This window comes from Allomuricauda sp. XS_ASV26 (assembly GCF_041224615.1).
GTDB lineage: Bacteria > Bacteroidota > Bacteroidia > Flavobacteriales > Flavobacteriaceae > Flagellimonas > Flagellimonas alginolytica.
This window is the reverse complement of record NZ_JBGFGK010000033.1, coordinates 638,003-653,147: the sequence shown is the minus strand read 5'-3', so window position 1 is coordinate 653,147 and position 15,145 is coordinate 638,003. Positions and strand designations below refer to the sequence as shown.

Annotated in this window: 18 protein-coding genes; 11 read left to right on the top strand and 7 right to left on the bottom strand. The window is 41.8% G+C overall.

All coding sequences use genetic code 11. The features are described from left to right. Nucleotide 1: 1 nt before the first annotated feature. The 3 genes from recO to AB9K32_RS15065 all read right to left on the bottom strand — a co-directional run bounded on the left by recO (nucleotide 2) and on the right by AB9K32_RS15065 (nucleotide 3,435). Nucleotides 2-721 (bottom strand): DNA repair protein RecO, encoded by a 720-nt coding sequence (gene recO, locus AB9K32_RS15075; RefSeq protein ID WP_224836169.1) that lies wholly within the window; start codon nucleotides 719-721, stop codon nucleotides 2-4. A gap of 90 nt (nucleotides 722-811) precedes the next feature. Next, nucleotides 812-2,152, bottom strand: coding sequence for an NADP-specific glutamate dehydrogenase (gdhA, locus tag AB9K32_RS15070; protein ID WP_224836168.1), 1,341 nt, complete (start codon nucleotides 2,150-2,152; stop codon nucleotides 812-814). A gap of 128 nt (nucleotides 2,153-2,280) precedes the next feature. Continuing rightward, complete coding sequence (locus AB9K32_RS15065) at nucleotides 2,281-3,435, bottom strand: PLP-dependent aspartate aminotransferase family protein (RefSeq protein ID WP_369885643.1); 1,155 nt, start codon at nucleotides 3,433-3,435, stop codon at nucleotides 2,281-2,283. Nucleotides 3,436-3,509: 74 nt separating this feature from the next. Here AB9K32_RS15065 and AB9K32_RS15060 point away from each other — a divergent pair, with 74 nt between their 5' ends. Further along, complete coding sequence (locus tag AB9K32_RS15060) at nucleotides 3,510-4,250, top strand: DUF3298 and DUF4163 domain-containing protein (RefSeq protein ID WP_369885642.1); 741 nt, start codon at nucleotides 3,510-3,512, stop codon at nucleotides 4,248-4,250. A 5-nt stretch (nucleotides 4,251-4,255) separates the two neighbouring features. Here AB9K32_RS15060 and AB9K32_RS15055 read toward each other — a convergent pair whose 3' ends face one another. Next, entirely contained in the window at nucleotides 4,256-4,807 is a 552-nt protein-coding gene (locus AB9K32_RS15055; RefSeq protein WP_369885641.1) for a conjugal transfer protein TraO, read from the bottom strand. A 145-nt stretch (nucleotides 4,808-4,952) separates the two neighbouring features. After that, the gene (locus tag AB9K32_RS15050) at nucleotides 4,953-5,417 is read right to left on the bottom strand and encodes a DinB family protein (RefSeq protein WP_369885640.1); all 465 of its coding nucleotides are present in this window, start codon (nucleotides 5,415-5,417) and stop codon (nucleotides 4,953-4,955) included. A gap of 170 nt (nucleotides 5,418-5,587) precedes the next feature. Here AB9K32_RS15050 and AB9K32_RS15045 point away from each other — a divergent pair, with 170 nt between their 5' ends. The 3 genes from AB9K32_RS15045 to AB9K32_RS15035 all read left to right on the top strand — a co-directional run bounded on the left by AB9K32_RS15045 (nucleotide 5,588) and on the right by AB9K32_RS15035 (nucleotide 7,597). Beyond that, complete coding sequence (locus AB9K32_RS15045) at nucleotides 5,588-5,941, top strand: arsenate reductase family protein (RefSeq protein WP_369885639.1); 354 nt, start codon at nucleotides 5,588-5,590, stop codon at nucleotides 5,939-5,941. Then, nucleotides 5,938-6,831, top strand: coding sequence for a DMT family transporter (locus AB9K32_RS15040; protein WP_369885638.1), 894 nt, complete (start codon nucleotides 5,938-5,940; stop codon nucleotides 6,829-6,831). The genes AB9K32_RS15045 and AB9K32_RS15040 overlap by 4 nt, the downstream gene beginning before the upstream one ends. A 103-nt stretch (nucleotides 6,832-6,934) precedes the next feature. Then, nucleotides 6,935-7,597 carry an SMI1/KNR4 family protein gene (locus AB9K32_RS15035; RefSeq protein ID WP_252080823.1) on the top strand — a complete coding sequence of 221 codons (663 nt, stop codon included), beginning with the start codon at nucleotides 6,935-6,937 and terminating at the stop codon, nucleotides 7,595-7,597. A 9-nt stretch (nucleotides 7,598-7,606) separates the two neighbouring features. On the opposite strand, the gene AB9K32_RS15030 is transcribed toward AB9K32_RS15035, so the two are convergent. Beyond that, nucleotides 7,607-8,089 carry an acyl-CoA thioesterase gene (locus AB9K32_RS15030; RefSeq protein WP_369885637.1) on the bottom strand — a complete coding sequence of 161 codons (483 nt, stop codon included), beginning with the start codon at nucleotides 8,087-8,089 and terminating at the stop codon, nucleotides 7,607-7,609. A 116-nt stretch (nucleotides 8,090-8,205) separates the two neighbouring features. On the opposite strand from AB9K32_RS15030, the gene AB9K32_RS15025 reads away from it, so the two are divergent. The 7 genes from AB9K32_RS15025 to AB9K32_RS14995 all read left to right on the top strand — a co-directional run bounded on the left by AB9K32_RS15025 (nucleotide 8,206) and on the right by AB9K32_RS14995 (nucleotide 13,374). Then, complete coding sequence (locus AB9K32_RS15025) at nucleotides 8,206-9,183, top strand: NAD(P)H-dependent flavin oxidoreductase (protein ID WP_369885636.1); 978 nt, start codon at nucleotides 8,206-8,208, stop codon at nucleotides 9,181-9,183. Nucleotides 9,184-9,192: 9 nt separating this feature from the next. Further along, complete coding sequence (locus AB9K32_RS15020; protein ID WP_224836158.1) at nucleotides 9,193-10,152, top strand: YheT family hydrolase; 960 nt, start codon at nucleotides 9,193-9,195, stop codon at nucleotides 10,150-10,152. Nucleotides 10,153-10,265: 113 nt separating this feature from the next. Beyond that, complete coding sequence (locus AB9K32_RS15015; protein WP_293298485.1) at nucleotides 10,266-10,745, top strand: cytochrome c family protein; 480 nt, start codon at nucleotides 10,266-10,268, stop codon at nucleotides 10,743-10,745. An 82-nt stretch (nucleotides 10,746-10,827) separates the two neighbouring features. Beyond that, nucleotides 10,828-11,538, top strand: coding sequence for a membrane or secreted protein (locus AB9K32_RS15010; RefSeq protein ID WP_369885635.1), 711 nt, complete (start codon nucleotides 10,828-10,830; stop codon nucleotides 11,536-11,538). Between the two features lie 11 nt (nucleotides 11,539-11,549). Further along, the gene (locus AB9K32_RS15005) at nucleotides 11,550-11,969 is read left to right on the top strand and encodes an META domain-containing protein (protein ID WP_224836155.1); all 420 of its coding nucleotides are present in this window, start codon (nucleotides 11,550-11,552) and stop codon (nucleotides 11,967-11,969) included. Then, nucleotides 11,966-12,793, top strand: coding sequence for an META domain-containing protein (locus tag AB9K32_RS15000; protein ID WP_369885633.1), 828 nt, complete (start codon nucleotides 11,966-11,968; stop codon nucleotides 12,791-12,793). Before AB9K32_RS15005 ends, AB9K32_RS15000 begins: the two co-directional genes overlap by 4 nt. Nucleotides 12,794-12,846: 53 nt before the next feature. Beyond that, nucleotides 12,847-13,374, top strand: coding sequence for a DinB family protein (locus tag AB9K32_RS14995; RefSeq protein ID WP_369885632.1), 528 nt, complete (start codon nucleotides 12,847-12,849; stop codon nucleotides 13,372-13,374). Between the two features lie 9 nt (nucleotides 13,375-13,383). On the opposite strand, the gene AB9K32_RS14990 is transcribed toward AB9K32_RS14995, so the two are convergent. After that, the gene (locus tag AB9K32_RS14990; protein ID WP_369885631.1) at nucleotides 13,384-14,907 is read right to left on the bottom strand and encodes a SulP family inorganic anion transporter; all 1,524 of its coding nucleotides are present in this window, start codon (nucleotides 14,905-14,907) and stop codon (nucleotides 13,384-13,386) included. Nucleotides 14,908-15,145: the final 238 nt, after the last annotated feature.

Below are 15,145 nucleotides of genomic sequence, written 5' to 3'. Positions count from 1 at the left end.
TTTACGTAAATACGGCATTAAGTACTGCGAGCGACTTTGGCTCCCGAAATCCATCTACATGCAATTTGTAATATTGGACAACGGTTTTTAAAAGTTCTCGTCGATTGGATTTAGTTAGTTGTATTGTGGACAATGCCTCAAAATCCATGCCTAAAAACTTCTTGAAATTATCCAGGTTTTCGCTCTGTATCAAAGGGTTGAGCGACGGTGTTTTAGTGAAGCTACCTTCCAAAAGATCAAAAAACGGCAAATTATTGTAGGAAGTGTCGGGGTAAAAGCCCAAATATTTGGTAAGATTGAGCAAGAACATAATATGAAAATTAGGTGATAACGCATGCATATCCATCCAATGAAAAGCGTATTCCAAATAATTGAAGAGACTTTCATCCTGCTCTTGTTCCTGAATGCTATTGCCCAACATCTCCGCCAAAAAAAGCACAACACTATTCTTAACGATATTCGTATGCATGGTTTGATAAGGCACAGCTACCTTAACCTCCCGTAAACTTTCCAAATTTCCTTTGTTCTTGTGATTGGCAACAACCTCCAACTGCATTAATGGAAGAAAATAGGCGGGCTTGATTTTTGCCCTTTTGGAAGTCAGAACCCCTTTCAGCAAATACGATTTTACCCCATCGGATCGGGTAAAGGCCTTAACGATAAGGCTCGTGTCCCCGTATTTAAGGGAAGAAAGTACAATGGCTCTGGTCGTAATTTGCATATGCCAATAAAAAAGCAGTTACCGGAGGTGTAAATGTAACCACTAGTTCCGGTAACTGCCAATCAAAAATTACTGTTGATGCTGGGCGCCTTAAATCACCCCTTGTGCCAACATTGCATCTGCAACCTTAACAAAGCCGGCAATATTGGCCCCTTTAACATAGTTGCAATATCCATCTTCGTTTCCGTATTCCACACAAGCATCGTGGATGTCGGACATAATTCCTTTTAATCGTTTGTCCACTTCTTCCCTGGTCCAGCTTATACGCAAGGAGTTTTGGCTCATTTCCAATCCGGAAGTGGCAACACCTCCTGCATTGGACGCTTTTCCTGGAGCAAATAGAATTTTTGCTTCGTGGAATGCATGGATCGCTTCTGGGGTGGAAGGCATATTTGCACCCTCTGCAATGGCAATACATCCATTTTTAATCAATGCTTTGGCATCATCACCATCCAATTCGTTCTGGGTTGCACAAGGCAGGGCAATATCACAGGCTACCTTCCAAGGTGTTTCTCCTTTGTGATATTCGGCAGAAGGGTATTTATCCACATATTCGGAAATTCTACCACGCTTGTTGTTCTTTAAATCCATTACAAAGGCCAACTTTTCCTCGTCAATACCGTCCTTGTCGTAAATGTAGCCTCCTGAATCGGAAAGGGTAAGAACCGTTCCTCCAAGGTGCATCACCTTTTCGGCTGCATATTGCGCCACGTTGCCCGATCCTGAAATCACGACTTTCTTCCCTTCAAAAGTTTCATTTTGGGTCTTTAACATGCTATCCGCAAAGTATACCGTACCATAACCGGTTGCTTCCGGACGGATCAACGATCCTCCCCAAGAAAGACCTTTACCTGTTAACACTCCCGTAAACTCGTTACGGATCTTTTTGTACATACCGAACAAGAAGCCGATCTCACGAGCCCCTACTCCAATATCTCCGGCAGGAATATCCGTATTAGGCCCAATATGCCTACAAAGTTCAGTCATAAAAGCATGGCAAAAACGCATGATCTCGTCATCCGATTTTCCTTTAGGATCAAAATCGGAACCTCCTTTACCTCCGCCCATGGGCAAAGTGGTCAAACTATTTTTGAACACTTGCTCAAAGGCCAAAAATTTAAGAACACTTGCATTTACGGTCGGGTGAAAACGTAAACCTCCTTTGTACGGCCCGATCGCAGAGTTCATTTGCACCCGGTAACCACGGTTTACATGGATTTCACCACTATCATCTATCCAAGCTACACGAAACGAAATCAATCGTTCCGGCTCTACCATTCTCAATAAGATGTTTTTTCCGTGATAGATATCGTTTTGGGCGATATAAGGAATTACGGTTTCTGCAACTTCCTGCACTGCTTGTATGAATTCGGGCTCATGACCATTCCTGGCGATTACCTCATCCATAAATGCTTTTATTTTATTTTCCATAAATGGGTTAAAATTAAATGTCTCTCCGCTAGCGAAAAGCACTTTTATTGTTGAATTGTGATTTTGAGGGCAAAATTATGTTATTTCAACAATCTGATTATAATATAATTATAAATTTTTCAAAAAAATTAATTTAGGGCCTGGTCCAGGTCTGCCATCAAATCATCTACATCCTCTATGCCCACACTTAGCCGAATCAATGCGTCCACTACCCCGTTCTTTTCCCGCTCCACTTTGGGAACGCTACCGTGCGACATACTCGCTGGGTGACCCACCAAACTTTCTACGCCCCCCAACGATTCTGCAAGTGTAAAAATCTCCAGCTTTTCTACGATTCTAATTGCCTCGTCATAATTTCCGCCCTTGGGAACAAAGGAGATCATTCCGCCATAGCCATCCATTTGTTGTTTGGCGATCTTATGGTTCGGATGAGTCTCAAAGCCGGGCCAATACACTTTTCCGACCTTGGGATGGTTGTTCAAAAAGTTGGCGACCACCTCTCCGTTTTCGCAGTGCCGCTGCATTCTTACATGAAGGGTTTTTATACCGCGCAGGGTTAAAAAACTATCCATAGGCCCACAGATGGCTCCACTGGATTTTTGGATGAAGTAAAGTTGTTCGGCCAATTTTTTGTCCTTTACCACCAAAGCTCCGACCACTACATCGCTATGTCCTGCCAAATATTTGGTAGCGGAATGCATTACTAAATCCGCACCAAGATCCAGGGGTCGCTGTAAAAATGGGGTAGCGAATGTATTGTCCACCCCCAACAAAATACGGTGTTTTTTGGTGACCTTGGCCACTGCTGCAATATCGATAATATTCATCATAGGGTTGGTAGGTGTTTCCAACCAGACCAATTTGGTGTTTTGTGTTATTTGCGATTCCAGTTCGCCCATATCCGACATACTAGAAAACAAAAACTTAATACCATACTTTGCATAGACCTGTTTAAAAAGCCGATAACTCCCCCCATATAGATCATTGGTACAAATAACCTCATCACCCGGGTCCAAAAGCTTCATTACGGCATCGATTGCTGCCATACCGCTTCCAAAAGCCATTCCAAAACCACCGTTCTCCAAACTGGCCACCGCATTCTCCAAAGCTGTCCGGGTAGGATTCGAAACTCGGGAATATTCATGTCCCTTGTGCTCGCCCGGGGTAGACTGTGCATACGTGGAGGTTTGATATATCGGTGGCATTACGGCACCGTAGCCCCTCTCCGGTATTTGCCCACCGTGGATGGCCCTACTGTTAAACTTTAACTCTTTTTTGCTCATGCTCAAACTATCTTCCTACAAATGTATCGTTATCTTTCCGAAGTATTATTTTTGATGCTCCAAAACCTCAAATCATGAAACAACTGCTAGGTGCTTTCTTATTCTTCTTTGTATTGGTAAGTTGCCAAACGGAGAGCAAACTTACTTTTGAACCTCTACACTTACAAAGTGAAAATTGCGAAAGTTGCCCTAAAATCGACATCAATATTCCCAATGCTTTGGATAGTTCGCCCGTTTCGCAGGCCATAAACAGATCGTTACAAGAAGAGGTCATCAGTATTTTGTCCTTTAGTGAAGATGATACGATTGATGAAATGGGCAAGGCGCTACAATCTTTTTCCGATAGCTATAAAGAACTGAGGACCAAATTTCCGGACGAGGTCCAGTGGGAAGCCGAAATAGATGGCATTGTGGTTTACGAGGATGAAAATGTGATCACTTTTATGTTAAATTCATATTCCTTTACCGGGGGAGCCCATGGTTATGCTTCCACATCGTACCTGAATTTTGACAAAAAGAAAGGTGTGGAACTGGAAAATTGGGAACTTTTTGAAGATTTGGACGGGTTCGAGGATTTTGCCGAGACCAAATTTCGAATCCAAGAAAAAATACCCCAAGATTCCAATATCAACTCAACCGGTTTTATGTTCGAGGGAGAATCCTTCCACCTGCCCAACAATTTGGGGTACACCAAAGAAGGGCTTAAACTGATCTACAACCAATATGAAGTAGCTTCCTATGCCGACGGCCCAATCGAACTGATCTTACCTTACAACGAGATAAATCTGTATTTAAAGCGAAAAGTAAAAGAATAGCCCATCTATTTAAAATAGTACCTGATTCCAGCGCCCAATAACAGTGTAGAATCATTCAGGTAGCTATTAAAATGGTAGTAACCGTTAATGGGAATGATCAAGGAGAAGGCATCGGATATATAGAAATCCATTTCAAAAGAGGCATATCCCCCATAAATAAAACTACTTTCCGCCTCCAATGCGTCAAAAGCAAACTCTGTATTGCCCTTGTTAATATATTTGTAGCCAGCTGAAGGGCCCCCTCCAAAATAGAAAAAAATCCCCTTGTCGGGAGCACTTAAAATAGTGGTAAAGTATCCTAGACCGAACAAGTAATCATCGTATGGAAACTCAACCCCCGAATTTGGTTTTTCTTTGGAAAAAGTCGCCGCTAGAGACACTTGCATAAAATCCATGGTGCTATGATAGTAATTTGAGTTGAGCTGTATACCGTAGCCGTCCGTTTTATACGTTGGCACCAAGCCCAAAGATAGGTTTCCCCGTTGCGAAAATACTTGTTGAAAAGAAAACAAAAGGAGTGCCAGCAGGACCCCATAGTCTAAATGGTAGTTCTTCATTTTGATTAAGATTTGGGTTCTTAAATTCTGGCAGGTAAATATAATTGATTTTCATGGACTTAGGTTTACCTCCAAATCAATTCAGTGGAAAAACCATGAAAATCTGGCGACTAAAAAACAATCCAAAGCATAAGAGGGCGAAAAATCAACTGCTCGCCAAAGCCCTTTTAAGGGCAAGAATGGAGCCTAAATGGAGCCCTTCGTGGAAAACATTAAATTGCAGTGCATCCTCCACACTGTTCAAGCCGACCTTTGGCGTAGTCATGTACTCCTGGAAATTTTTGAACGTACCTCGTTCATAATCCTGTTGGATTTGTTCCACGGTACTGAATAGATAGGTCATGATCTTCTCCATTTCCGCTTCGGAAGGCTCTCCCTCTGGAAAAGTTCCTTTCTTGTATTTGTTGACCAACTCCTCTTCAATGGTAAAATCCAGACCGCTCAATTTATACAGCAATAATTGCGGGGTTACCACAACATGGGCAATGTTCCACCAAATATTATTGTTAAATCCTTCAGGAATTTTGAACAGGTCCTCTTTTGGTGTGTTTTGCAAAAAAGTGTGAAGAATAATTCTGTTTTTTAAAAGAATATCAAAAATCTTGTCCATGGTTTTGGGCTATTTGTTGTAAAACTAGTCTTAAAATTTTAAACCGCACCAATAGCCGGGCCATACTACAATAATTAATTAAACATCTCCCGCAAAAGGTGTTGAAATTATCTATTCCCCATGCATTTTGATTGATTTTTAACTTCCTTTGTTCCTCCAATACGTAAATCATGAAAAAAATATACCATCTGGGCAGTTGTTCCACCTGCAAGCGAATCCTAAAAGAATTGGAACCATTGGACGGCGTGGAGCTTCAAGAAATTAAAAGTGAATCGATTACCTCCAAGCAATTGGAACACATAGCAAGTTTGAGCGGAAGCTACGAATCCTTGTTCAGCAGAAGAGCAATGTTGTTTAGACAAAGGGGGCTTCACGAAAAAGACCTTTCCGAAACGGATTACAAGGACCTGATCTTGGAGCACTACACTTTTTTAAAAAGGCCAGTGGTAGTGGTCGAAGATCAAATCTTTGTCGGCAACTCCAAAAAAACGGTAGAAGCCGCCAAAGAAGCCCTGCATCCATGAGTAAAAGAACCCTCGCCATACTTGCTGCTATCGGAGCAACGGTTATTTACGGTATTAACCACACCGTAGCCAAGGGTGTAATGCCCGTCCATGTAAAACCCTTTGGGTTTATTTTTTTAAGGGTGGGAGGGGCATCTTTACTTTTTTGGCTTATATCCATTTTTGGTCCGAAGGAAAAGATAGAAAAAAGAGATTGGGGACGTGTATTTATATGTGCTTTGCTGGGCATGTCCGTAAACATGCTCACTTTTTTTAAAGGACTACAGCTTTCCACTCCCATTAACAGTGCGGTTTTAGTTACCATATCCCCAATAATCGTTGTGGTTATATCGGCACTTTTTTTAAAGGAAAAAATCACTTTGAACAAGGGCCTTGGCATCTTTCTGGGCTTTGTTGGAGCCGTGGCCCTTATCCTTTTTGGCGCCGAAGTACGGCAAGATGCTCCAAATATTCCATTGGGCAACATATTGTTCATTATCAATGCAACGTCGTACGGCGCATATTTGGTCGTCGTAAAAACCTTGATAGAAAAGTATCATCCATTTACCATGCTCAAATGGTTGTTTACTGTTGCCTTTGTTGTAAACCTGCCCATTACCTTGCCAGAGGCCATGGAAATAGAATGGGCCTCTATACCATCTTGGGCCTTCGGTTCTATTGCTTTTGTAGTTATAGGCACTACATTTTTAACCTATCTTTTCAATATATTTGCACTTACCCAGCTCAAAGCTTCCTCTGTGGGCGCCTTTGTATATATGCAACCTTTGGTCGGGATAATTTTTGCGCTTTTTTCGGGCAAAGATCAACTTACCGTAGTTAAACTGATTGCCATGGCCTTTGTGTTAGTGGGTGTGTATTTGGCCAGTAAAAACCCTAAAAGACCTTCATAACATTGATCAAAACGGCACCTACGTCAAAACAGAAGTGCCATCCATCAATTTGGCGCTATATTCCATAAATGAATTATGTAGTTTTCCCGTAAAACGGAACACTATGCCAGCACATTCTACACAAATTCAACGAATCAAGAACAAACTCGTTCGTGCTAAGGAGAAAGATAAGCTATATAAGGTTTTTGGAGCCGGAGGCCATAAATATCAAATTAATGCACCGATAGATAGGCAAGACATTAGTGCGTTCGAGCACAATTTCCAGATAAAACTGCCTGAATGCTACAAACACTTTGTGCTACACATTGGGAATGAGGGTTCCTCTTACCAAAATTCGGGTGCCGGACCATATTTTGGCATTTATCCTTTTGGGCAACATTTGGACGACCTGATTTATAACCATGTTGAAAAACACCTAAAAAGGGATTGTATTTTACATCCGTTCATAACCCAAAAACAATGGGACGAATGGACCGATCCATTGTACGAGGACAACATTAGCGATACGGATTTTGAAGAATTGAACGGTCAATTATACGGGGGCATATTACCACTTGGCTCACAGGGTTGCTCCTTTATACATGCGCTGGTGCTAAACGGCAACTATAAGGGCAGGGTTGTGAACTTGGACAGAGGAGAATTGTCGCCGCCAAAATTTTCTGAGGACCTTACCTTTTTGGATTGGTACGAACGTTGGTTGGACGAAATCATCTCGGGGAAATTGATTACCAATACCCCGAGCTGGTTCGGGTATCCTAAAAATTGATGTATCCTATTAAATCATCTCCATGTCCGTGGGAACTTGAACATGCTTGCGGGTATCCTCTTTGGTCAAGATTTTAAAATCGTCCGTTTTTTCCATGGCCTCGAAAGCTTGAAGAAATTCATCGGGCAGACCGACTAATTTACGCTCTTTCAAATCGATCCATGCACCCATCATTTCGCAACGGGCAAAATTTTTCCCATTATGGTCGTAGAAGTTGTGCCTAAATTCAAAGAATTTTCCATCCTCGCTCATCCCGGCAAACTCCAACGATACTTTAACTGGCTTTCCTGCAAATGCTTCCTTAAAATAATACATGTGCTCATAAAACACTACTGGGCCAATATTGTGAACGGCCATACTCTTTTGGTTAAAGCCCAGCAGACCCAAATATGCCATTCGGGTATGACTCATAAAATTAATATAAGCGGAGTTTGCCAAGTGTCGATTAGCGTCAATATCGCTCCATCTAATTTCAAATTCTTTAAAAAACATATCAGGTTATTTTGTTATGCATGCATAATAATTGTAAAAATACCATAGTTTTATAACTGATTCCTATAAAGAATAGGAATTGTTCATATTTTTAAACATAGTTTAACACAGAAGCCATGAGTGAAAAAGCTGAATTCATTAAAAAATTATCCCTTCCGGTGGTTGCCGCTCCCATGTTCCTTATTTCGGGACCAAAATTGGTGGTAGAATGTTGTAAAAATGGAATTGTGGGCACATTCCCGGCCCTCAACCAGCGAACCAGCCAGGGTTTTGAAGAATGGCTCATCCAAATAAAAGCAGAATTAAAGCAATTTGAAGAGGAAACCGGCAAAAAAGCTGCCCCTTTCGGTGTAAATTTAATTGTGCACCCAACCAATCCACGATTGGAAGCCGACATAAAGCTATGCGTAAAACATAAAGTCCCGCTCGTAATTACATCCTTAGGTGCCGTAAGCCAAGTAGTAGATGCCATCCATAGTTATGGCGGATTGGTGTTCCACGATATAATTAAGAAACGCCATGCCGAAAAAGCTGCGGAGGCAGGCGTGGACGGTCTTATTTTGGTATCCGCCGGGGCAGGAGGGCATGGAGGTACCATAAACCCAATGAGCTTAGTAGCGGAAATCAAAAAATTCTATACCAAAACCATATTATTATCAGGGTGTATCAGCACTGGACGGGATGTTGCCTCTGCTTTGCAGATGGGAGCAGACCTTGCCTACATGGGCACCCGTTTTATAAATACCGAAGAAAGCAAGGCCACGGAAGAATACCGCAAAATGATCATGAACGCTGGTGCGGACGATGTTATCTATACGGCCGCCATTTCGGGTGTGCCCGCTAACTTTTTGGCAGAAAGTCTCCGTGCGGCCGGAATTTCCGAAGAAGACTTAAAAAAAGACCGTAAAATAGATTTCGGCAAAGAGTTGGATACAGAAGCAAAGGCTTGGAAAACCATCTGGTCAGCCGGCCAAGGGGTCACCACAGTAAACAATGTGTTGCCCGTATCCCAACTAGTAACCGACCTTAAGAGTGAATTTAAGACCTCAGTAGAAGAGCAGGCCAATCTTTTAAAAACCTATCCAAAAGAGTAAATTGTACCAATGCCCCAACAAGACTCCAATTATGCACCTCCTATTTTGTTCAGAAACGGGCACTTTTCCACCATATATTCGGGTATAATCCGATCGGTGAACGGTGTGGTCCAAAACAGGGAACGGATTGCCCTTTCCGATGGTGATTTTTTGGATCTTGACTGGAGCTATGCGCAATCCAAATCAAAAAAACTTGTGGTGCTCCTCCACGGCTTGGAGGGAGATGCACAACGCCCCTATATTACCGGAAGCGCCAAAATACTTAACCAAAATGGTTACGATTGCTGTGCAGTGAACTTTAGGGGCTGTAGCGGGGAACCGAACATAAAATACAGATCTTACCATTCGGGAGCCACCGAAGATTTGATGGACATTCTAGATCATATACTGAGCACAAGGGATTATAAGAGCATCTTTTTGAAAGGCTTCAGTCTGGGCGGAAATCTTTTGCTCAAATATTTGGGAGAGGGAAATCAAATCCCAATCGAATTAAAGGGCGCCGTTGCTGTTTCCGTGCCCTGTAATTTGTACGACTCTTGTAAACAACTTCTCAGCACAAAAAATATACTGTATGCTATCCGGTTTAAAGGCAATCTATTGGAAAAATTGAGACAGAAACAAGCTATGTTCCCAGAGAAAATTAGCAATGCCGACATTAAAAAAATTAAAACCTTAATGGATTTTGATGATGCTTATACTAGCAAAGCACATAATTTTAAAAATGCTTTGGACTATTATGAGCAATGTAGTTCACTTCAATTTTTACCCAACATACAGGTACCCAGTTTGATCATCAATGCCAAAAATGATTCCTTTCTAGGGCCCGATTGTTATCCGGTGTTGGAAACTGATAATAATCCGAACCTACATTTAGAGATGCCCAACTATGGTGGCCATGTGGGGTTTTGGGGCAAAAATAACATAACCTATACCGAGAAAAGGGCTTTGGAGTTTTTCGAATCCCTATAAACAAGCTAGTGAAGTCATTTTGTGATGCACAAAACAAAATCCCTCCAGTTTTTCTTCCCTAATTGCCTATCTTAGTGGCAACATTTACACAAACAAACTTCAATAAAATCAGAATGAAAAAAACTGTTATGGTCTTGGCACTAGGTGCCATGATAGCGAGCTGCGGAGGAAAAAAAGAAGAGAAAAAAGATGGTTTTGAGGTAAGCCGCACCAAGACCGAAGAAAAGAAAGCCACGGAAAAAGAAGAAGTGCCCGTTGATTTGGACAACAAAGGTGTCGGGCCAATTACCGACCTGGAGTTCCCAGATGATATCAACAATGAGATGGTTGCACGGGGCAAGGCCAAATTTGAAGCCATTTGCGTAGCCTGTCACATGGTAGATAAACGTATGATAGGCCCTGCACTTAAAGGGGTTTACGACAGAAGAAGTCCTGAATGGGTAATGAACATGATCTTGAACCCTGACGGAATGTTAAAAGAAGACCCTATTGCAAAAGCATTGCTGAAAGAGTACAACAATGCGATTATGTTGAACCAAAATTTGACCGAGGACGAGGCAAGGGATATTGCCGAGTATTTAAGAACGTTGTAACAGCCTTAATCAAAAATTTAAAATGCTGTTGTTTAATTGTTTAAGCAACAGCATTTTTATATTTTAGGAGAAAATCGAACCTATGAGAAAGTTTATCACATATTTGCTGGCGTTTATGGCGATTTCAATACTACAAGCCCAATACCAAAAGGGGGCTTGGACCACAACTGTTTCCGCAGATGATGGCCGTATAATTGAACACGTACTTATTTTAACCGAAAACCATTTTTCCGAAGCCATTTTTGAAAAAGAAAACGGAAAATTTATACGCACCAAAGGCGGTAGTTATAGCACTTCGGATGATTCACTGACTTTTTTGTTCGAATTTGATTCCAATGCACCCGAAGTTATTGGTGAATCCAAAATCGAAGCATTCAAAATAAGGAATGGGGCACTTGAATTGGGCAATTCCAATTGGACTCGAATTGATGATGGCTCGCCTGGCGATCTTAATGGTGCCTGGTTAATCTCTGGAAGAAAACGGGACGGTGAAATTGTGAAACGGGACACCTCCGGACCTCGCAAAACCATGAAAATATTATCTGGCACCCGTTTTCAATGGATAGCATACAATACCGAAACCAAACAATTTATGGGAACGGGAGGGGGTACCTACACCACCATTGATGGCAAATACACCGAAAATATAGGTTTCTTTTCCAGAGACGACTCTAGGGTCGGAGCTAGTTTACAATTCAACTATGAGGTAAAGGATGGCGATTGGCATCATTCTGGTAGCAGCAGCAAAGGAAAGCCCATTTACGAGGTTTGGAGCCAAAGGGCTGAAAAATAATCTGCCGTAGTATGAAAACCACCACTATATTGCTTTTCCTTTCCGTGTTTTTGGCCGAATCCTGCATAGGTACAAAATCAAACGAAGAAGGATTATACGGTACAACCTGGGAACTCGAATTTATCTCGGAGTCAAAAATTGCGTTTGAAGGATTATTTCCCGATAAAAAACCACTGATCACTTTTAATAAAGAATCTGGAAAGGTTACCGGCACCGATAGCTGTAACGGCTACTCGGCACCTTTTAAAGTGGAAGAGCATAACATATCTTTTGGGGAACCAGGCCCATCAACCATGATGTTCTGTGGAGGAAGTGAGCGTCAATTTTTGGAAATGATGGCTAAAATAGACGGATACTCCTTGGAGAACGGCAAACTCAGTTTACTAGTGGATCAAGACCCCGTGTTGCGTTTCAAAAAAATATCGCCATGAAAAACATTTTAACCCTTAGTTGTATCGCTTTCTTATTTTTTAGCTGTTTGGACAAGAAAAAACAAGAACCTTCCCAAACCATCGTAGCACCAGAAGCAATTGTAAAGGACACTATGCAAAAAGAAGAAAAAGAACGAGAAATGGAACCCATTGCCATCGATATGGATGGTAGTTATTTTAAGGCTACAGGTACCGAACCGTTTTGGGGATTAAAAATATACAACAATAAAATTGAGCTCAAAACCATGGAGGACACCATCCAGACCCCTCCAACGGAACCCATAAAAGCACAGGATTCCAACATTGCCATGTACCGCATACAAACCGAAGCTACCTTATTGGATGTTATTATTGCGCACAAGGAGTGCAGCAATGCCATGTCCGGCGAAGTGTTTCCATATACCGTTACCGTATCCTATAAGAATACGGGCGGAGACGAAACCAAGGTATACGAAGGCTGCGGTTATTACCTTCCCGATTACAGGATACACGATATTTGGGTGTTGGAAAAGATGCAAGGAACCACGGTCAGTAAAGAAGATTTTAATGGCAATGATGTTCCCAATATGGAAGTCAACATCAATAACAATCGATTTTCTGGATTCTCCGGATGTAACCGGATGAACGGAAGTTTATTTTATGAAAAAGATGTGCTGCGTTTTACACAAATCGCCTCTACACGAATGGCATGCCCGAATATGGAAAAGGAATCCGAATTTTTATCGGCATTGCAAAGCGGTGTCAACTACAAAATTGAAAACAACAGACTCTACCTCTCCAATGATTCGGAAGAAAATTTATTGGTTTTTAAAAAAATTGATTAGTAGGGAAAAATCTATCAATTTTAATTAATGAATTCGAAGATTATTAGTTTAAAATGAAACTACCCTACCGAGAAATCCCAAAATATCCAGAAAACTACTTGCCCGGAAATATATTGGCCAGGTTAATAGATGGCTTGGGGTATCGATTCTATTGGGCAACCGAGGGATTGACGGAGAATGACCTTGCCTACAGACCATCAGAAAAGGGACGGTCCATTTTTGAAACCATGGAACATATTAATGTATTGTCCAACAATATATTATTGGCACCAGATGCAAAACCCTATGAAAAACCAATAAATCCGGCTCCATATTCTTTTGAGGATTTAAGAAAAAAGACCTTGGGCAACCTTCAATCTGCGAGCAGTAAGGTTAAAAATGCCACCATGGAGGATATGGAAAACTATAAAGTGATCTTTAAAAAAGGTGAACATAAATTCGAATTTCCAATTTGGAACATCATTAACGGGATGATTTCGGATTGCATTCACCACACTGGCCAAATTGTTTTGATGCGACGTGCCAGCGGCAATCCACAAAATCCAAATGTGAATGTGTTCATGGGAAAAACCAAGGAATAAGTATATACTTTAGTCCACCACAACTTTATAGGTTGGGTCTTCCAATACGTTCACTTCGATAATATCGTCGGCATTGGCCAATAATCTTCTACAGTCTCGGCTCAAGTGTTTCAGGTGCACTTTTTTGCCCACTTTTCGATAGCGTTCCGTAATCTTGTTCACAGCTTCAATAGCGGACATATCGACTAACCTACTTTCCGCAAAGTCGATGACCACTTCCTCCGGATCGTTCAAAACATCAAATTTTTCAGCAAATAATGTGGTGCTTCCAAAGAATAAAGGACCATAGATCTCGTAATGTTTTACACCCTCGTCATCAATGCTTTTTCTGGCGCGGATACGTTTTGCGTTGTCCCATGCAAATACAAGTGCGGAAATAATCACACCTACCAATACGGCCAAGGCCAAATTGTGAAGAAATACGGTGACCAAAGTAACCAACACCATCACCAACACATCGGATTTTGGCATTCTACGGAAGGTTTTTAGGCTCGCCCATTCGAAGGTTCCCAAGGCTACCATGATCATAAGTCCTGTAAGTGCGGCCATAGGAACTTTTTCAATAAGGCTGGAACCGAACATTATAAACACCAAGAGCATTAAAGCGGCCACAATACCAGAAAGGCGTGCACGTGCACCGTTGGAGGTGTTGATCAAACTTTGTCCGATCATGGCACAGCCACCCATTCCAGAAAACAATCCAGAGAGTATGTTGGCCGTTCCCTGGGCAACGGCTTCCTTGTTGCCCCGACCACGTGTTTCGGTAATTTCATCCACAATGTTCAGTGTCAGCAAACTTTCAATAAGACCAACACCTGCCATAATTCCGGCAAAAGGGAATATGATCTGCAAGGTTTCCCAAGTAAAAGGAAGGTCGGGAATATGAAATGGAGGAAATGTTCCTTGAATGGAAGCTATATCTCCAATGGTCCGTGTGTCCAATCCCAAGAAAAAAACAATCCCGAAGACTAATAGAATGGCTGCTAAAGATGCCGGAACTACCTTGGTTAGTTTGGGCAGTCCCCAAATAACTACCATAGTAAGCAACACCAATCCCAAGAAAATGTACAAGGTACTTCCGCTCAACCACTCGCCATCCACGGTTTTGAACTGGCTCATCTGCGACATAAAAATAATGACCGCCAAACCGTTTACAAAACCAAATATAACCGGATGGGGTACCAAGCGCATCAATTTTCCCAATCGAAGCACTCCGGCCAACAGCTGCAAAATACCTGCTAGGATTACGGTGGCGAATACATATTCTACTCCATATTGCTGTGCCAACGTTACAATTACTACGGCCACGGCCCCGGTCGCCCCAGAGATCATTCCTGGTCTACCGCCCAAGATAGACGTGACCAATCCCATTACAAAAGCAGCATACAAACCTGTCAAAGGGGAAAGGCCGGCAATGAATGCAAAGGCAATGGCTTCGGGCACCAAAGCAAGTGCAACGGTTAAGCCCGATAAAATTTCTGTGCGATAGTTTACTTTCTGGGAAAAGTCAAAAAGATTAAGATACTTTTTCATGGCTTATTTCTTGAAGCGGGCAAAAGTAGCATTATTAAATGCAAGACCCTAATTGCCCAGGAATTTTTAAGGATTTGATAATGTAACAGTTAGTGCGATCTATAAAACAGCTCTTTTGGTGAACGATGGTTAACGGTATCGTATCCGCTTTAACCTATCCATAAAAAAATCGCCCCGATCAATTAAGCTCGGGGCGATCCTTAACTAAATAACCAACCAAAAAAACTGTTTGTATAGT